14 protein-coding genes are annotated in these 18,338 nt (G+C 65.3%); 7 read left to right on the top strand and 7 right to left on the bottom strand.

Features of this window, described 5'->3' with window-relative positions:
- Both AC5RUF_RS06860 and AC5RUF_RS06855 read right to left on the bottom strand, forming a co-directional pair.
- Positions 1 to 297: sulfurtransferase (locus AC5RUF_RS06860; RefSeq protein WP_494130078.1), on the bottom strand; the 297-nt coding region annotated here is incomplete at its 3' end.
- Entirely contained in the window at positions 297 to 953 is a 657-nt protein-coding gene (locus AC5RUF_RS06855; protein WP_494130077.1) for an MBL fold metallo-hydrolase, read from the bottom strand. The genes AC5RUF_RS06860 and AC5RUF_RS06855, both read right to left, overlap by 1 nt.
- A gap of 101 nt (positions 954 to 1,054) precedes the next feature.
- Between AC5RUF_RS06855 and AC5RUF_RS06850 the strand changes: the two genes are divergently transcribed.
- Positions 1,055 to 1,486, top strand: coding sequence for a Fur family transcriptional regulator (locus AC5RUF_RS06850; RefSeq protein WP_493998823.1), 432 nt, complete (start codon positions 1,055 to 1,057; stop codon positions 1,484 to 1,486).
- 18 nt (positions 1,487 to 1,504) lie between these two features.
- On the opposite strand, the gene AC5RUF_RS06845 is transcribed toward AC5RUF_RS06850, so the two are convergent.
- The 5 genes from AC5RUF_RS06845 to AC5RUF_RS06825 form a co-directional block, all read right to left on the bottom strand.
- Positions 1,505 to 2,392 (bottom strand): metal ABC transporter permease, encoded by an 888-nt coding sequence (locus AC5RUF_RS06845; RefSeq protein WP_494130076.1) that lies wholly within the window; start codon positions 2,390 to 2,392, stop codon positions 1,505 to 1,507.
- Positions 2,379 to 3,203, bottom strand: coding sequence for a metal ABC transporter ATP-binding protein (locus tag AC5RUF_RS06840; RefSeq protein ID WP_494130075.1), 825 nt, complete (start codon positions 3,201 to 3,203; stop codon positions 2,379 to 2,381). The genes AC5RUF_RS06845 and AC5RUF_RS06840 overlap by 14 nt, the downstream gene beginning before the upstream one ends.
- Complete coding sequence (locus tag AC5RUF_RS06835) at positions 3,200 to 4,180, bottom strand: metal ABC transporter solute-binding protein, Zn/Mn family (protein WP_494130074.1); 981 nt, start codon at positions 4,178 to 4,180, stop codon at positions 3,200 to 3,202. Before AC5RUF_RS06835 ends, AC5RUF_RS06840 begins: the two co-directional genes overlap by 4 nt.
- 173 nt (positions 4,181 to 4,353) lie before the next feature.
- The gene (locus AC5RUF_RS06830; protein WP_494130073.1) at positions 4,354 to 5,421 is read right to left on the bottom strand and encodes a hemolysin family protein; all 1,068 of its coding nucleotides are present in this window, start codon (positions 5,419 to 5,421) and stop codon (positions 4,354 to 4,356) included.
- Positions 5,418 to 6,806, bottom strand: a complete 1,389-nt coding sequence (locus AC5RUF_RS06825) for a hemolysin family protein (protein ID WP_493996110.1) — start codon at positions 6,804 to 6,806, stop codon at positions 5,418 to 5,420. Before AC5RUF_RS06825 ends, AC5RUF_RS06830 begins: the two co-directional genes overlap by 4 nt.
- A 551-nt stretch (positions 6,807 to 7,357) precedes the next feature.
- Here AC5RUF_RS06825 and AC5RUF_RS06820 point away from each other — a divergent pair.
- From AC5RUF_RS06820 to AC5RUF_RS06795, 6 genes are all read left to right on the top strand, one after another.
- Entirely contained in the window at positions 7,358 to 11,158 is a 3,801-nt protein-coding gene (locus AC5RUF_RS06820) for a multifunctional oxoglutarate decarboxylase/oxoglutarate dehydrogenase thiamine pyrophosphate-binding subunit/dihydrolipoyllysine-residue succinyltransferase subunit (RefSeq protein ID WP_494130072.1), read from the top strand.
- A 63-nt stretch (positions 11,159 to 11,221) separates the two neighbouring features.
- Positions 11,222 to 11,821: a GDSL-type esterase/lipase family protein gene (locus AC5RUF_RS06815; RefSeq protein WP_493996112.1), complete on the top strand. Its 600-nt coding sequence runs from the start codon at positions 11,222 to 11,224 to the stop codon at positions 11,819 to 11,821.
- Between the two features lie 241 nt (positions 11,822 to 12,062).
- Positions 12,063 to 13,820: an ABC transporter family substrate-binding protein gene (locus AC5RUF_RS06810; RefSeq protein WP_494130071.1), complete on the top strand. Its 1,758-nt coding sequence runs from the start codon at positions 12,063 to 12,065 to the stop codon at positions 13,818 to 13,820.
- A gap of 110 nt (positions 13,821 to 13,930) precedes the next feature.
- Complete coding sequence (locus tag AC5RUF_RS06805; protein WP_494130070.1) at positions 13,931 to 15,463, top strand: ABC transporter permease; 1,533 nt, start codon at positions 13,931 to 13,933, stop codon at positions 15,461 to 15,463.
- Positions 15,464 to 15,474: 11 nt separating this feature from the next.
- Positions 15,475 to 16,518, top strand: coding sequence for an ABC transporter permease (locus tag AC5RUF_RS06800; RefSeq protein WP_493996115.1), 1,044 nt, complete (start codon positions 15,475 to 15,477; stop codon positions 16,516 to 16,518).
- Entirely contained in the window at positions 16,515 to 18,317 is a 1,803-nt protein-coding gene (locus AC5RUF_RS06795; protein ID WP_493996116.1) for an ABC transporter ATP-binding protein, read from the top strand. Before AC5RUF_RS06800 ends, AC5RUF_RS06795 begins: the two co-directional genes overlap by 4 nt.
- The last annotated feature ends 21 nt before the right edge of the window (positions 18,318 to 18,338 follow it).

The raw sequence follows: 18,338 nt of genomic DNA, 5'->3' as shown, positions 1-18,338 counted from the left end.
GGACGTGCCGGCGGCGTCGTCGTACACCACCACGGAGTCCCCGGGGTTCAGTCCCCAGCGGCGCGCCGCTTCGGCGAACGACGCCGGGTCCGGCAGCGGGTGCCGTCCCTGTGCGGGGACGGGCGGGGCCGAGAGTTCGGTGTCCATGTCCACGTAGACCGCTCCCGGAAGGTGTTCCTGCAGGTACTTCTCCCGGCCGTCGTCGGCGCCGAGGACCCAGCGGACATCCAACAGGACCGGCGGGCGCCGGGAGGCCAGGGCCTGCTGCAGGTCGGGCACGGAAACCAGTACATCCACTACAGGTCCACGCTTTCCCCGGCGGAGAGATGCCGGTATTCGGTGCCATAGGTCTTGCCGAACCGGGTCACGTGCCCTTCGACCATGCCCAGACCGGTGTCATTCAGGAGGGCATCGTGGATGGGATAGGCACGCTCGGCGCCGGTGGCGATGACGAAGTCGAGGACTTCGCCGACCTTGGACCACGGTGCGTGCAGCGGCACCAGGACGGTGCGGGGGCGCAAGCCGTTGGGGACCACAAAGGAATCGCCGGGATGATAGACCCGGCCCTCCACCAGGTAACCGATGTTCGCCACCATGGGGATCAGGGGATGGATCAGTGCGTGCTGCCCGCCGAAGGACTGGATGCCGAAGCCGGCAATGGTGAACGCAGCATTGGGTTCCACGTCGTGGATGCGGCCGGCCAAGCCGGCTGCCTCGCTGCGCAGTGCATCCGCCAGGGACTTCGGCGCGAACAGCTCCAGGCCGGGCTGCTGCCGCATCCGGGCGAACACCCGATCCCGGTCCAGGTGGTCCGCGTGCTCGTGGGTGACCAGGATGGCGTTGGCGCCGTCGAGGGCCTCATCGACTTCCGAAAACGTGCCGGGGTCCAGCACCAGGACGTTTCCGCCCTGCTCGAAACGGACACAGGAGTGCGTGAACTTGGTCATTTTCATAGCGCCACCCTACTCCGGCGGGAACGGGGCAGGCAGAACGATGTCCGGGTCCGGCTGATAATCTGTTGGTTCGCCTGACCTATCAGCTTGGAGGAACCGCCGTGTCACCCGAGACCTCCCGGACGTCCAAGCGGGCACCGGAAACGCGCGTGACCCGCCAGCGCCTGGCCGTGGGCCGTACCCTGGACGAGCTGGATGACTTTGTCAGCACCCAGGAACTTTTCCGCCTGCTGCAGGACCGCGGCGAGCGGATCTCGCTGGCCACGGCCTACCGGATCCTGCAGTCCATGGCGGATGAGAACCTGGTGGATGTCCTGCGCACCGGCGACGGCGAGGCCCTCTACCGCCGCTGCGCCGTCGGGCACCACCACCATCACCTGGTCTGCCGCGAGTGCGGCAAGGCCGTGGAGGTTGAGGCACCCGCGGTCGAGACATGGGCCGCGGGCCTGGGCGCCAAGCACGGCTTCACCGAGGTGGCGCACACCGTGGAGGTCTTTGGGCTGTGCCCGGAATGCAGCGCCCGCAGGGACTAGCCGGACCGGGGACCGGCGTCAGGCCCCCGCAGTGGCCGGATTGCGGCTCAGCTCCCGCCGCCGGGGCCCGCCGCGCAGCCGCCGGATCACCCGGCAGACCAGATAGATCACAAAGGACACCGTGGTGACGTAGGGGCTGATCGGAATCCGCCCGCCCAGTGCCAGCAGGATGCCGCCCACCGAGGAGACCAGGGCAAAGGCCACGCTCAGGAATACCACCAGCCGGGGCGAGGACGTGACCAGCAGGGCCGCCGCCGCAGGGGTGATCAGCAGGGAGAGCACCAGCAGCGCACCCACCACCTGGATGGACAGTGCCACGGCCAGGCCCAGCAGGAACATAAACACGATGGACAGCACCCGCACCGGCACTCCGCGTGCCTCGGCAAGGTCAGGATCGGCGCTGGCGAAGGTCAGCGGGCGCCAGATGAACAGCAGTGCCGCAACCACCACCGCGGCCACGCCGGCCAGGAGGTTCAACTGGACGGTGTCCACGGCAACGATCTGGCCGGTCAGCAGCCCGAACTTGTTGGCGGACCGCCCCTCGTAGAGGCCTAGGAACAGGATGCCCAGGCCCAGCCCGAAGGGCATGATCACACCGATGATCGAGTTCCGGTCCCGGGCGCGCAGGCCCATCACGGCCAGCAGCACTGCCGCGGCCACGGACCCGGCCAGCGATCCGACCACCACGTTGACCCCGATCAGCAGGGCAAAGGACGCCCCTGCGAAGGAAAGCTCGGCTATGCCGTGGACGGCGAAGGCCAGGTCCCGCATCAGTACGAAGGTGCCGATCAGTCCCCCGACCAGGCCGAGAATGGCGGCGGCCCAGATGGAGTTCTGCACCAGGGGCAGCAGCTCGCCGTAGTCGCTGAAATCGAAAACCGCGTCGAAGAAGCTACGCAGGTCCAAGGTCCCCCTCGCTTTCTCCGTGGTGGTGGGTGGTGGCGTCCGGAATACCCAGGACCACAATGCGTCCGTGGCTGCGCAGCACCTCGACCCGGCTGCCGTACATTTCGGACAGGACGTCGCTGCACAGTACTTCCGCCGGCGTGCCGGTGCGGAACTGGCCGCCGGCCAGGTACAGCACGCGGTCCACGTACTCGATGACCGGGTTGATCTCGTGCGTCACAAAAACGACGGCGGAGCCTTCCTCATGGCAGCGCCGCTCAATCAGGGAGCTGATCGCCTGCTGGTGATGCAGGTCCAGGGAGAGCAGCGGCTCGTCGCACAGCAGCAGGTCCGGGTTGGTGGCCAGCGCCTGGGCTGCCCGCAGCCGCTGCAGTTCACCGCCGGAGAGGCGCCCCACCGGTTCGTCCGCGTAGGACAGGGCGCCCACCTGCTCCAGCAGCCGGTCCACCTTCCGCCGCACGGGGGCACGGCGCAGCCGCAGTCCCCAGCGGTCGCCGTCCACGCCCAGTCCCACCAGGTCCCGGCCGCGCAGCGGCGTGCCGGGGCTGAAGGACTTCTGCTGCGGAATGTAGCCGATGTCCTTGCTGCCGCGGTGTACGTTCCGGCCGTTGATGGTCAGGGTCCCGCCGGTGAGCGGCTGCAGCCCCAGGAGGACTTTGAGGAAACTGGTTTTCCCGGACCCGTTGGGGCCCAGGACCGCCAGGAACTCCCCTGCATGGATGTCGAGGTCAAGGTTCTTCCACAGCGTGCGGTTCCCGAAGGTAAGTCCGGCGTCGCGCAGCCGTACTACCGGCTCGGAGGGCGGCTTCACTTCAGCACGCTTTCCATGGCATCCGTGTTTGCTGCCATCCACTGCAGGTAGTCCTGGCCTTCAGGCAGCGTTTCGGAGAAGTTGAGCACGGGGACGCCTGCGGCCTCCGCGGCATCACGCACCGCTTCGGTCTGGGAGGTGGAGGTCTGTTCGTTGTAGCCGAGGAAGGCGATGGATCCGCCCGTGACCAGATCCTGCATCTGTTTGAGCACCTGGGGCGGCACATCCGCGCCTTCCTCCACGGCCTCGGTGAAGTCCGACGGCGTGGCGTTGTGCAGTCCCGCGGCCTCCACCAGGTAATCGGGCACCGGCTCGGTGAGGGCGACGTCGCGGCCTTCGCCTGCCTGCCGCAGCGCGGCCAGGGATGAGTTGATCTCTTCGATGCCCTCGGCGAAACCGGCGGCGTTGCCGCGGAAGGTGTCGGCGTTGCCGGGGTCCAGTTCGGACAGGCGCTCGGCGGCAGCTTCGGCCAGCAGCGCCATGGCCTCCGGGCTGTACCAGACATGCTCGTTGAACGAGCCGTGGCTGTGCCCGTCGTGGGAGTGCCCGCCGTCCTCTTCTTCGCCGGCGTGATCCTGCTCATCGGCGTGGCCGTCGGCGTCCTCTTCGAGGCCGGATATCTCCACCGCGTTGAGGATGTCCGGGATACCTTCATCCGCTGCGAGCTTCTCCAGGAACGTGTCGTATCCGCCGCCGTTGAGCACCACCACGTCCGCCTTGGAGACGGCCAGCTGGTCCCTGGCGGTCGCTTCGTAGGAGTGCGGATCCTGGCTGGGCCGGTCAATCAGGGCGGTCACGTCCACGTTGTCTCCGCCCACGGTCTCCAGGATGTTGCCGTAGACATCGGTGGATGCCACCACGTTGATCTTCCCGTCGCTGCCGCCGCCGTCGTCGTCGGTGTTCGCGGAGCAACCGGCGAGCACCAGTGCGGTTGCGGCAAGCAGTGTTCCGGCCAGGCGGGCGGGGAAGCGGCGCATAAGGTTCTGTGTCCCTGATAGGCAGTGATTGATGAATGGGCGGCGACCGGACCGGCGGCCCGTCACGAGCGGACGGGCCGGCAGTCCGGTGAACCGGCAGTACTTAAAAGCAGGTGGGCCCCGGCATGCCGCCGGAGCCCTCCCAGCATAACCTAAACGCGAATCATTCGCATCTAGGCCAGGCTCTCCCCCGTCCGCCGGAATCCCTGGGCCTGCGTGGCGTCGCGGATCTCGCCGATGAGCTGCTCGATGATGTCCTCCAGGAACAGCACGCCCCGGGTGTTTCCGTCCCGATCCAGCACGCGGGCCAGGTGCGAGCCGGTCCGCTGCATCACGGCCAGCGCGTCCTCAATCTCGTCATCAAGCCGCAGGTTCGCCAGGGTCCGGACCTTGTTCTCGGTGATCGGCCGTTCGTAGGCCTCGAGCGGGATGGACATGATGTCCTTCAGGTGCATGTACCCGGTCAGGTTCCCGGCTTCGTCCACCAGGACAAAGCGCGAGAAGCCGGTGCGGCCCACGGCCCGCTCGAATTCGGCAGGGGTGGAATCGGTCCGCAGCGTCACCAGTTCATCCAGCGGCACCATAACCGTGCCGGCGGTCTGCCCGGAGAATTCCAGCGCACCGGAGATGATGCCGGAGTTGTCCGCCACCGTCCCCAGCTTGGTGGACTCCTCCACGATGGACTGCATTTCCTCCAGGGTGAAGGCCGAGGCCACTTCGTCCTTCGGCGTGATGCCCATCAGGCGCAGCGCATGGTTGGCCAGCCAGTTCAGCGTGGCGATCACCGGACGCACCAGCTTGGAAATGAACACCAGCGGCGGCGCCAGCAGCAGCACGGCGCGGTCCGCCACGGATACCGAAATGTTCTTCGGTACCATTTCGCCGATGGTCACATGCAGGAAGGTGACCAGCAGCAGTGCCACCAGGAACCCGGCGCCGTCGGCCGCTTCCACGGGCAGGCCCACTGCCTCCAGCGGCGTCGAGAGCAGGTGGTGGATGGCCGGCTCGGCCACGGAGAGGATCAGCAGGGAGCAGACAGTGATGCCCAGCTGTGCACAGGCAAGCATCAGCGACACGTGCTCCATGGCCCACAGCGTGGTTTTGGCCCGTTTGCTGCCAGCCTCCGCGTAAGGCTCGATCTGGCTGCGCCGGGCGGACATCACCGCAAATTCGCCGCCGACAAAGAAGGCGTTGCCCAGCAGCAGGACAACCAGCCAGAAGATTCCCGCCAGGTCACTCATCGGATACCTTCCTTGCGTGCCTGGCGGTCCGCTTCACGGGCACCGGCCTTGTCTTCGTCCGCAACATGTTCGGTGTGTTCGCCGTCGTCGTCGGTGCCGGGGATAAAGCTCACCCGGTCAATCCGGCGGCCATCCATCCGTTCAACTTCCAGCAGGCCGCCGGGCACCGGCACCCGGTCGCCGGCCTCGGCGATGCGGCCCAGCTCGGCCATGATGTAGCCGCCCACCGTTTCATAGCCGGCCTCGTCGGGCATCCGCAGCAGGGGAACCAGGGCGGAGACCTCGTCCGGACGCATGATCCCCGGGAAGTACCAGGCCCCGGAGGCGCTTTGGAGCACGCCGGGCTTGGCCTTGTCATGCTCGTCGGACACCTCGCCGACAATCTCCTCAACCAGGTCTTCAAGTGTGGCGACGCCGGCGGTTCCGCCGTATTCGTCCAGCACCACGGCCAGCTGCAGGTTCGCGTTGCGCAGTTCGGAAAGCAGGGAGTCCAGGTGCACGGTTTCGGGAACGCGCAGGATCTCGCTCATGATGGCCGCTGCGGGCAGGGTTGCCCGGCGGCTGCGGGGAACGGCCACGGCCTTCTTGACGTGCACGACGCCGCGGATATCGTCCGGGGAATCCCCCAGCACCGGGAACCGGGAGTAGCCGGTGCGGCGGGCCGCGTCGATCACGTCCGCTACGGGCTGCTCGGCATCTATGGTCTCCAGCCGGATGCGGGGCGTCATGACGTCGGCCGCCGTGCGGCCTGCAAAGGAAAAGGTACGGGACAGGAACGCGGCGGTGTCCTTGTCCAGGGTGCCCATTTCCGCGGAGCGTCGGGCCATGGAGGACAGTTCCGCCGGAGTCCGGGCACCGGACACCTCTTCCTTGGCCTCCAGGCCGAAGAGGTGCAGGATCCGGTTGGCGAAGCCGTTAAGCAGCAGCACCGCGGGCTTGAACACCACGGTGAAGGCCAGCTGCGGGCGGGCCAGCGCCTTGCCGATGCGGAAGGGCATGGCAATGGACATGTTCTTGGGGATCAGCTCCCCCAGCAGCATGGACAGGAAGGTCGCCAGGATCATGGCCACGGTCACCGACACCGAATCGACGGCCAGCGGGGGAAGTCCGACGGCGGCCAGCGGGGGCTCCAACAGCCGACCCACCGAAGGTTCCATCACGAAACCTGTCAGCAGGGTGGTCAGGGTGATGCCCAGCTGGCAGCTGGAGAGCTGGGTGGACAGCGTGGTCAGGCAGCGCAGCAGCGGTTCGGCGGCCTTGTCGCCGTTTTCCACGGCCCGGCGGACGGACGGCTGGTCCAGCGCGACCAGGGCGAATTCCACCGCCACGAAGAAGCCGGTGCCCAGGATAAGCAGTACGCCAAAGAGCAGGTACAGCCATTCCATGTCAGGCCACCGCCCCGGGGAGGAGCGGACTCAAGGAGAGGGGGCTGCGGCCGGCTGCCCCTTTATTAGAGGGCTCTGCCGCAGTGGAAGATTCAGACGGAGGGTGGTCGGCTGAAGCCGGACTGGAAGGCTCCGAAGAAGCGGCAGGCGAATGGGAAGCAGCAGATGAGTGCTGCAGTGAACGTGTGCGGGCTTTGCCGGCTCGGGGCGTACCGGCTGCGGCAACCGCAGTCCGGGACGCAGGCCGGCGCCTAGAGAAACTGTCCATAGAAGATCCAGTTTACAGGTTTACCCTTCCCCCGCCACAGGTGCTTCCCTTCGCCTCATTCAGCCGCCCGGCCGGCTGTTGTCCCGCCGTTGTCCCGCCGATACGGGCGGTAGTGGTTCACACAACCCTGCGGGATTGGCCACATCTTCGGATATGTCACTAGACTGGCATGAAGTCTCGGTCACTGCGCACCGGGCCGCACCAGCAAGTCTTGAGGCGGAACCGCTCAGATTTCATGGTGCCATCAGGGCAAACGGCAACTCATGGAAGAGGCGTATATCTAGTGCCAGACCAATCCAACCACCGCCTGCCGGAGGAATTCGGGGGCAACGAGTGGCTTGTCGACGAACTGTACGAACAGTACTTGTCGAACAAGGAATCCGTTGACAAAAAGTGGTGGAGCATTTTCGAATCCTTCAAGGCTGAAGACGCCAAGTCGGGCAACGGCTCCAACGGTGCAGGCGCTCCGTCCGAGCTCGGCGCCAACCCGGTGACCCGGCAGCTTCCGGTAGTCAAGGCGGAGTCCACCGCCCCCAACGCACCCAAGGCATCCGGCGAGTCCCCCGCTGCAACGCAGCAGTCGGGAAAGCCCCCGGTTGCCAAGGAACCGGCCAAGGCTGTTGAAGCCCCGAAGGCCGAAGCCCCCAAGGCTGCTCCCATTCCCGCACAGCTGCCGAAGACCCAGCCCAGCGACGCCGCTGCGGAAGAGGACAAGGTCACCGTCCTGCGCGGTCCGGCCAAGGCCATCGCCACCAACATGGACCTGAGCCTGAGTGTTCCCACGGCCACCACGGTCCGCGCCATTCCGGCGAAGCTGCTCATTGACAACCGGATTGTCATCAACAGCCACCTGGAACGCGCCCGCGGCGGCAAGGTGTCCTTCACGCACCTGCTGGGCTACGCCATCATCCGAGCCGCTGCGCAGTTCCCGTCCATGAACGTGCACTACGACGAAGTGGACGGCAAGCCCGTTGCCGTCCAGCCCGCGCATGTGAACTTCGGCCTGGCCATCGACATGCCCAAGCCGGACGGCACCCGCCTGCTGGTGGTCCCGAACATCAAGAAGGCCGAAACCCTGAACTTCTCGGAGTTCTGGCACGCCTACGAAGACCTGGTCAAGCGCGCCCGGGCCGGCAAGCTCGGCGCGGACGACTACAAGGGCACCACCATCTCCCTGACCAACCCCGGCGGAATCGGCACCGTGCACTCCGTGCCGCGCCTTTCCAAGGGCCAGGCCGCCATCATCGGTGCCGGTGCCCTTGAGTACCCGGCGGAGTTCCAGGGCGCGAACGAGAAGATCCTTGCCCGCAACGCGATCAGCAAGATCATCACCCTGACCTCCACCTATGACCACCGCGTCATCCAGGGTGCCGGCAGCGGCGAGTTCCTGCGCATCATCCACCAGCTCCTGCTGGGCGAGCAGGGCTTCTACGACGAGATCTTCGAATCCCTGCGGATTCCGTACGAGCCGGTCCGCTGGAGCCCTGACATCCAGGTCAACCCGGACGAGCAGATCAACAAGGTTGCCCGCATCCAGCAGCTCATCCACTCCTACCGGGTACGCGGCCACCTGATGGCCGACACCAACCCGCTGGAATACGTGCAGCGCCGGCATGCGGACCTGGACATCCTCAACCACGGCCTGACGCTGTGGGACCTGGACCGCGAGTGGCCCACGGGCGGCTTCGGCGGCAAGCCGATGCTCAAGCTGCGCAAGATCCTGGGCGTGCTGCGTGACGCGTACTGCCGCACGGCCGGCATCGAGTACATGCACATCCAGGACCCCGAAGAGCGCCAGTGGTTCCAGGACCGCCTGGAAACCAAGTACACCAAGCCCACCCGCGAAGAGCAGCTGCGCATCCTCAGCAAGCTCAACGCGGCGGAGGCCTTCGAGACGTTCCTGCAGACCAAGTTCGTTGGCCAGAAGCGCTTCTCCCTGGAAGGCGGCGAATCCCTGATTCCGCTGCTGGACGCCGTGATCTCCGGTGCTGCCGACGACGGCCTCGAAGAGGTCGGCATCGGCATGGCCCACCGCGGCCGCCTGAACGTGCTGACCAACATCGCCGGCAAGACCTATGCCCAGGTCTTCCGCGAATTCGAGGGCACCCAGGATCCGCGCAGCGTCCAGGGTTCGGGCGACGTGAAGTACCACCTCGGCACCGAGGGCACCTTCACCTCCGACAACGGCAACGAGACCAAGGTCTACCTCGCCGCCAACCCGTCCCACCTCGAAGCCGGCGACTCCGTCCTCGAGGGCATTGTCCGGGCCAAGCAGGACCGGCTGGACAAGGGGGACGAATTCCCCGTCCTGCCGATCCTCGTGCACGGCGACGCGGCCTTCGCCGGACAGGGCGTGGTGGCGGAAACGCTGAACCTCTCCCAGCTCCGCGGCTACCGCACCGGCGGCACCATCCACGTGGTGGTCAACAACCAGGTGGGCTTCACCACCGCCCCCACCTCTTCCCGCTCCTCGGTGTACTCCACCGACGTCGCGAAGATGGTCCAGGCGCCCATCTTCCACGTCAACGGAGACGATCCGGAAGCAGTGGTCCGGGTGGGCCAGCTGGCCTATGAGTACCGCCAGCGCTTCCACAAGGACGTTGTCATCGACATGGTCTGCTACCGCCGCCGCGGCCACAACGAGGGCGACGATCCCTCGATGACCCAGCCGATGATGTACAGCCTGATCGAAGCCAAGCGTTCGGTCCGCAAGCTGTACACCGAGTCCCTGATCGGACGCGGCGACATCAGCCAGGACGAGGCCGAGCAGGCGCTGCGCGACTACCAGGGCCGCCTGGAGCGTGTCTTCGCTGAGACGCACGCAGCCCAGACCTCGCCCATCCCGGTGATCACCAAGGACACGGAAGCGATTTCGGACCTCGAGCGTCCTGCCGCCCAGCAGGAAGGCACCACGATCATCAAGCCGGCCAGCACGGCGGTTTCCCCGGAGGTCCTGGCCCACATCGGCAAGGCGCACGTCGCCGTGCCGGAAGGCTTCACGGTCCACCCGAAGCTGAAGTCCCTGCTGGAAAAGCGCGAGCAGATGTCCCGCGAGGGCAACATCGACTGGGGCTTCGCCGAAATTGCAGCCTTCGGTTCCCTGCTGATGGAAGGCGTCCCCGTACGCCTCGCCGGGCAGGACTCCCGCCGCGGCACCTTCACGCAGCGCCACGCCGTCTTCCACGACCGCGCGACCGGCGAAGAGTGGATGCCGCTCGCCGAGCTCGATCCGAACCAGGCCAAGCTGTGGATCTACGATTCCCTGCTTTCGGAATTCGCGGCCATGGGCTTCGAATACGGCTACTCCGTGGAACGCCCGGATGCCCTGGTGCTCTGGGAAGCCCAGTTCGGTGACTTCGTCAACGGTGCCCAGACCATCATTGACGAGTTCATCTCCTCGGCAGAGCAGAAGTGGGGCCAGCGGTCCTCCCTGGTACTGATGCTGCCGCACGGCTACGAAGGCCAGGGTCCGGACCACTCGTCCGCACGGATCGAGCGGTTCCTGCAGATGTGCGCCGAGGACAACATGATTGTTGCGAACCCGACCACGGGTGCCTCGCACTTCCACCTGCTGCGCCGCCAGGCCTACAGCCGCCCGCGGAAGCCCCTGGTGGTCTTCACGCCGAAGCAGCTGCTGCGCCTCAAGGCCGCGGCAACCTCGGTGGAGGACTTCACGCACGGCGAGTTCCAGCCGGTCATTCCGGAGCACGCGGAACTGGATGCAAATGCCGTTGACCGGGTGCTGCTCGTCTCGGGCCGTCTCTACTACGATCTGCTGGCCAACCGCCAGAAGACCAACGACGAGAAGACGGCCATTGTCCGGGTGGAACAGCTTTACCCGCTTCCGGTCGACGAGATCCGCGCCGCCGTGGCCAAGTACCCGAACGCGGAGATCGTCTGGGCGCAGGACGAGCCGGCCAACCAGGGCCCGTGGCCCTTCATCGGCCTGAACCTGCCGCAGTACCTGGATTCCCGCCTGCGCCTGGTCTCGCGGCCGGCGTCGGCGTCCACCGCCACCGGCTCGGCCAAGCGCCACGCCGTGGAACAGGACATCCTCGTGAAGAAAGCCTTCGAACGTCAGTAGGCTAGGTTTGGGGTGGGGCGCTTCGGCGTCCCACCCTGTTTTTTTGACTCGAGAAGGTGACTAGTGGAACAACGCAGAATTCGGCTTGCTGCGGTGGGTGATGAGCTGCTGGCCGGACACGGGGATCCGCGGGCACTCGGCTGGCTGGGACGTGTCCTGGCCCGCACATCGCCTGAAAACGTCAACCTGCAGGCCTACAGCCTGGCCGCACCGAACGAAGGTACCGAAGCGCTGGCCAACCGCTGGCTCGCGGAAGCGGGACGCCGGTTTGAGGACGGCTGTGAAAACCGCCTGGTGATCGGTCTCTCGGACCGCGACCTGGACCTGGAACTGACCACGGCCCGGAGCCGGCTGAACCTGGCGAACATCCTCGACGGTGCCGCACAGATGAGCATCAAGGTCTTCGTCGTCGGCCCTCCCCCGGGCCTTGACCCGGAACGGAACCGTAAACTTGCCGACCTGTCCGCCGCCTTCGGCGACGTGACGACTCGGCGCAAGCACATGTACGTGGATACCCTCAACCCGCTGCTGAACCATGAGCAGTGGCGCGCTGACCTGGCTGCCAACGGCGGGACGCCGGGCCAGGCCGGCTACGGCCTGATGGCGTGGCTTGTACTGCACCGCGGCTGGTACCAGTGGCTTGACCTGCCCGACATGAACTGACCGGATACCGGCAGTATGCACGCGAAAACCCTCCCGGCACCTGTCGGGAGGGTTTTTTGCATTCCCCGACTTATTCCCGCGAGCAGCGTCGATCAGGTAACGATCAGTTAACGACCCGTAACCTGTCTCACACTGGAAACATTTAGTGGCTAATGTTGCTCCACATGTGGCGGCTCTCACTCGCCGCTTGGGGGGCCATCATTGGTGGTTCCTGACTCCTCATCACCAGTTAGGACTACAGATGCGTACTAAGCGCACGGCAGCTCTTGCCGCACTCTCCGTAGGTGCCCTGTTTCTGGGCGCCTGCGGCTCCGCCGGCGGCGGAACCGAAAGCGAAGGCGGCAACGAGGCAACCGAAAACCTCGCCTCGACCATCACCGTTGCCATCAGCCAGGCACCTGACGCCTACAACTCCGGCACGGCGAACACGAACAGCTCGTACAACAGCTACGTGGACAACCTCGTGCACAGCAACTTCGTGGAGTACAGCCCCAACGGCGTCATCCATGACGAAGAGTTCGGCACGTTCGAAAAGACCAGCGACGACCCGCTGACGGTGAAGTACACCATCAACGAAGATGCCAAGTGGTCCGACGGCACCCCCATCGACTTCGACGACGTCCTGCTTAACTGGGCTGCCTACTCCGGCAAGACCCTGGGCGCCGACGGCGAAAACATCTTCCAGCCCTCCTCCACCAACGGCTACTCGCAGACCAAGATGATCGAGGGCGAAGCCGGCTCCAAGGAATTCGAGATGGTCTTCGAAACTCCTTACGCCGACTGGGAAGCCATGATGATCGGCCCCATGATGCCTGCACACGTTGCAGCGGAACAGGGCGGACTCAGCACCGAAAACAACGGCGAGGCCCTGATCAAGGCCATCCAGGACGGCGACACAGCAGCGCTCACGCCTGTGGCCGAGTTCTGGAACACCGGCTGGAACTACGAAGCCGACCTCACCACCCTGCCGGACGCCGCACTCATCCCGTCCTCGGGCCCGTACGTCCTGGACAACGCCACGGACGGCACCCTGACCCTCAAGCGCAACGAGAACTACTGGGGCGAAGAGCGCAAGGGCAAGACCGAGAACATCGTCTTCAAGGCCATCGAGGACACCGAAGCCGTACAGGCCCTCCAGAACGGCGATGTGGACATCATCGAGCCGTCCGGCCCAACGGTTGACACGAAGACCTCCATCGAGGGCATCGGTGACAGCGTCAAGATGCTGACCGGCCCGGAACTGACGTTCAGCCACATTGACCTGGACCAGTCCGAAAGCGGCGTGTTCAAGGATCTGGCTGTCCGCCAGGCCTTCGCCAAGTGCGTACCGCGCGAGGACATCGTCGAGAAGTTCGCCAAGCCGATTGACGAAAACGCCACGGTCGACAACCTCCGTGAGTACCAGCCGGGCCAGGAGGACTACGAAGACGTCCTCGCCGGTGCACCGTCCGCCAGCGAGTACGACGAAGTGGACATCGAAGGCGCCAAGAAGCTGCTGGCCGACGCCGGCAAGACCACCCCGGTCTCCGTGCGCCTGATGTACTCCTCCACCAGCCAGCTGCGTGCTGACATTGTCACCCTGATCAAGAACTCCTGCGACCAGGCCGGCTTTGACATCGTTCCCACCCCGGACCCCAAGTGGAGCGCCAAGCTCAACGAGCCCGGAGCCTGGGACGCCATCCTGTTCGCCTGGGCCGGCTCCGGCCTGGCTGCCAGCGCACAGTCCATCTACGTCTCCGACGGCGAGCAGAACTACGGCAAGTTCACCAACGAAGAGCTCGACAAGCTCTGGGACCAGATCGCCAGCTCCACTGACGCAGAAGAAGTCAAGGAACTGAAGACCAAGGCTGAGGAAATCCTCGCCGCCGAGGTCTACAACGTGGTCCTGTACGCGAACTCCGGCGTTGTTGCCCACTCCTCCAAGATGGAGAACGTGGAACTGAACCCGAGCCAGAACGGCATCACCTGGAATGCCTACAAGTGGACAAAGCAGGCCTAGCAGCGCCATCACGCTAGCCGCAGCATAAGCGGGGATGGGCAGATTCCTTATCTGCCCATCCCCCTGCTTGTGTCCACGGCGTCCTTCAGTCCCACCCCAAGGAGCCTCCGGTGTTCTATTTCATCCTCAAAAGAGCGGTGACCTCGTTCTTTATCCTCTTGGCCGCAACGGCCCTGATGTTCGTCCTGGCCGTCAATTCCGGCGATCCCCTCCACGACCTCGCCGAGCTGCGCAACGCAGACCGTGAATCCCGCATAGCCGCCCGTACCGAATCCATGCATCTGGACGAGCCGATCCACATCCGCTACCTGCTCTGGCTGCAGGAAATCGGACGGTGCATCATCCCCGGCGGCGCACAGTGCACGTTGGGCCTGGACCGCGTGGGCAACCCCGTCATTGACCAGCTGCAGGCCGCGGCCGGATCCACTTTCCGCCTGGTGGTCGTAGCAACGGTGCTCGCGCTCCTCCTGGGTGTCCTGATCGGCGTCGTGACGGCCCTGCGCCAGTACAGCGTGTTCGACTACTCGATCACTTTCGTCGCTTTCCTCCTCTTCTCCATGCCGCTGTTCTGGCTATCCACCCTGCTCAAGCAGTACCTGGCCATCGGGCTGAACACCTGGCTCGCCAACCCCACCATGTCCTATCTGGGCATAGCGCTCCTGGGCGTGGTAGCGGGCGTCATCTGGATGGTGGTCATCGGCGGCGACCGCCGCCGACGGCTCCGGGTATTCGCGGTGGCCGCCGTCGCAACGTCGGTCACCATGCTCCTGCTGCTGATGACCGGCTGGTTCAAGACCCCGGGCTTCGGCCCGGTGGGCATCCTCGTCAGTGCGTTCGCCATTGCCCTGGGCGCCACCGCGCTCTTCGCCGGGTTCCGCCGCCGCCGGGTGGTCTACGCAACGCTCGCCACGGCTGCAGCCGGTTTTGCCGGTTACTTGGTCACCATGCCCGTCATGGAAGATCCCAACTGGCTGACCATCTCGGGACTGGCAGTAGTGACCGTGGTGGTCTCGGCTGCCATCGGACACTTCGTCGGCGGCCCCTACGCCAAGCAGGCCCGCCAGCTCACCGCCGTCGTCGGCCTGCTGATCGGGTTCATCGTTTTCCTGGACGCGCTCCTGCACGCCTACCCCTCGCTGTCGCGCAAAAACGGCGGGCGGCCCATCCCCACCACGGGTTCCTCCACTCCCAACCTGGATGGCACCTTCTGGGAAGTGAACCTGGATTACGCGCTGTACCTGGTGCTTCCGACCATCGCCATCATGCTGATCTCATTTGCCACCTACACCCGCTACACGAGGGCAAGCGAGCTGGACGTCATGACGCAGGACTACATCCGCACGGCACGGGCAAAGGGCCTGAGTGAGCGCACCGTGGTGGTCAAGCATGCCTTCCGCAACGCCATGATCCCCATAACCACCCTCATGGCCTTCGACTTTGCCGGTGTGCTCGGCGGCGCCGTGGTCACTGAATCGGTCTTCGGCTGGAACGGCATGGGCAAGATGTTCACCGACGGACTGGACAACGTGGACCCGAACGTCATCATGGCCTTCTTCCTCGTCACGGCCGTGGCCGCAGTGACCTTCAATATGCTGGCTGACATCGCCTATGCGTTCCTCGACCCGCGCATCAGCCTGAACTGATAGGTAGAGCAATGACAGATAACAAGATTTCCGCGGACGGACCGAAGGAAAGCAGCCCGGAGCTGGCGGCCATGACGCTGGAAAGCCAGCGCACCGTCACGGCCGACTCCCCCGCCTCGCAGGCGGTCGTCGCCGAACCGAAAATCACCGAGGCCAAGAGCCAGTCACAGCTGGTCCGGGAACGTTTCTTCCGGCACAAGGGCGCGATGGGCGGCATGATCGGCCTGGCCTTCATTGTGCTGCTGGCGTTCACCTCCATCGGCCTCAACATCGGTTCGGTCCACATCCCGGGCTGGTGGAAGCACAGCTACTCCGAGGTGCTGGCTACCTCCAACGGGGGCAGGCCCACCCTGTCCTGGACGGGGCTCGGTGAGCATCCGTTCGGACAGGATGCCCTGGGCCGCGACTACTTCGCCATGACCATGCGCGGTGCGCAGATCTCGCTGATCATCGCCTTCATCGTCGGTATTGTCGGCACCGTCATCGGTACCGTGGTCGGTGCGCTTGCCGGTTACTACCGAGGCAAGGTCGAAGCGGTGCTGATGCGCTTCACCGACGTCATCATCACTATCCCGTTGCTGGTGGTGGCCGCCGTGCTGTCCACCATCGTGGCGAAAGCCGGCATTGTGGTGTTTGCCATCTTCCTGGGCATGTTGACCTGGACCGGCCTGGCCCGGATTGTCCGCGGCGAGTTCCTGTCCCTGCGGGAGAAGGAATTCGTAGAGGCGGCCAAGTCGGTAGGCGCCACCTCCGGCCGGATCATCTTCAAGCACATCCTGCCCAACACCGTGGGCGTCATCATCGTCTCGGCCACGCTGGCGATCTCCGGTGCCATCCTGCTCGAAACCGCCCTCGGCTTCCTGGGCCTGGGCGTGCAGAATCCGGACACCTCGCTGGGCAAGCTGATCAACGAGAACAGGTCCGCCATGACCTCCCGTCCGTGGGTCTTCCTCTGGCCGGGCGTCTTCATCGTGGCGATCGCCCTGGCCGTGAACTTCATCGGCGACGGACTCCGGGATGCGTTTGATCCCCGACAGACAAGGAACAAGCAATGACCTCCACACCGGTATACAGCGACACCGCGGCTGCAGACACCGGAGCCGCCATCCTTGAGGTCAGCGGGCTCGGCGTCGACTTCAACGTGGACAACGAATGGGTCATGGCCGCCGAAGACGTCAATTACAACGTGTATCCGGGAGAAATCCTGGCGATTGTGGGCGAGTCCGGTTCCGGTAAGAGCATGTCCTCCATGGCCCTGTTGGGCCTGCTGCCCGGCAACGGCCGCTCCACCGGCAGCGCAAAGCTGCGGGGCAAGGAACTGATCGGAGCCCCGCAGTCGGCGCTGCGGAAGATCCGCGGCAATGACATTGCCATGATCTTCCAGGAGCCGATGACGGCCCTGAACCCGGTACTGACCGTCGGTGAACAGATCAAGGAGATCATCGAGCAGCACACCGATGCCTCGCCGTCGCAGGCCCGGGCACGTGCCATCGAACTGCTGCGCATGGTGGAAATCCCCGATCCGGAAACCCGGTACGAGAACTACCCGCACCAGTTCTCCGGCGGACAGCGGCAGCGGGCCATGATTGCCATTGCCATTGCCAATGACCCGATCCTGCTGATTGCCGACGAGCCCACCACCGCGCTGGACGTCACCGTGCAGGCCGAGGTACTGGAACTGCTGCGCAAGCTTAACAAACGGTTGAACAGCGCCATCCTGCTGATCACCCACGACATGGGGGTGGTGGCCGACCTTGCGGACAACGTCGTGGTGATGCAGAACGGACGGATCGTGGAGGCAGCCTCCGCCGCCGATCTGTTCAGTGCCCCGCAGCAGGACTACACCAAGGCACTGCTCGACGCCGTACCCCACCTGGGCTCCAAGGTGGGCGGCGTCCTCGCCGCCGTGGAGGTGGAAGACGACGGGTCGCTGCAGATCGCCGAAGCGCCGCGCTCCGTCATGATCGCCTCCGAAGAGGTGGCCGAACCGACGTCGTCGCAAATGCCGGCACTCCAGCTGGAAAACGTCGCCATCGAGTACCCGGGACGGTTCCGCCAGCCGGCGTTCCGTGCCGTGTCCGATGTTTCCTTCACCATCATGCCCGGTGAGGTCATGGGCCTGGTAGGCGAATCCGGCTCCGGCAAGTCCACCATCGGCCGCGCGGTCACCGGGCTGCTGCCCGTGGCCGAAGGCAGCGTGCGGATCAACGGAACCGACATTGCCGGGCTTTCGCCAAAGAAGATGCGCCCGCTGCGACGCAAGTTCGCCATCGTGTTCCAGGACCCGGCGGCGTCGCTGAACCCGCGTATGTCCATCGGTGAAAGCATCGGCGAACCGCTGTTCCTCCATGAAAAACTGTCCAAGGCCGAGTTGGACAAGCGGGTGGAGAACCTGCTGGATGATGTCCAGCTCCCCAAGAGCTTCCGCAACCGGTACCCGCATGAGCTTTCCGGCGGCCAGCGCCAGCGCGTGGGGATTGCCCGGGCGCTGTCGCTGCGGCCGTCGCTGCTGGTGGCGGACGAACCGACGTCGGCCCTGGACGTGTCCGTGCAGGCGCGCGTGCTGGCCCTGCTGCAGGACCTGCAGCGCGAGTACGGCTTCGCCTGCCTGTTCGTCAGCCACGACCTGGCGGTGGTGGAAATCCTCGCCAGCCACATTGCGGTGCTGAACAAGGGCCGCATGGTGGAACAGGGCTCCACCGAACAGGTCCTGAAATACCCGCAGGATCCGTATACGCGGCGCCTGCTGGCAGCGGCCCCGGTGCCGGACCCGGCAGAACAGGCCTACCGCCGCGAGCAGCGCAACGCCCTGCTCGCGGCCGGCAGCGAAGAGAAGTACATCAGCGCCGACTAGTTCAAAGCGGCTCCGGAACCA

The organism is Arthrobacter sp. Y3224198 (assembly GCF_059090025.1).
This window is presented reverse-complemented; position numbering and strand designations above follow the sequence as displayed.

Coding starts and splice junctions, on each gene's coding strand:
- AC5RUF_RS06795 (WP_493996116.1), top strand. CDS start 16,515: ATGACCTCCACACCGGTATACAGCGACACCGCGGCTGCAGACACCGGA.
- AC5RUF_RS06835 (WP_494130074.1), bottom strand. CDS start 4,180: ATGCGCCGCTTCCCCGCCCGCCTGGCCGGAACACTGCTTGCCGCAACC.
- AC5RUF_RS06830 (WP_494130073.1), bottom strand. CDS start 5,421: ATGAGTGACCTGGCGGGAATCTTCTGGCTGGTTGTCCTGCTGCTGGGC.
- AC5RUF_RS06800 (WP_493996115.1), top strand. CDS start 15,475: ATGACAGATAACAAGATTTCCGCGGACGGACCGAAGGAAAGCAGCCCG.
- AC5RUF_RS06810 (WP_494130071.1), top strand. CDS start 12,063: ATGCGTACTAAGCGCACGGCAGCTCTTGCCGCACTCTCCGTAGGTGCC.
- AC5RUF_RS06825 (WP_493996110.1), bottom strand. CDS start 6,806: ATGGAATGGCTGTACCTGCTCTTTGGCGTACTGCTTATCCTGGGCACC.
- AC5RUF_RS06855 (WP_494130077.1), bottom strand. CDS start 953: ATGAAAATGACCAAGTTCACGCACTCCTGTGTCCGTTTCGAGCAGGGC.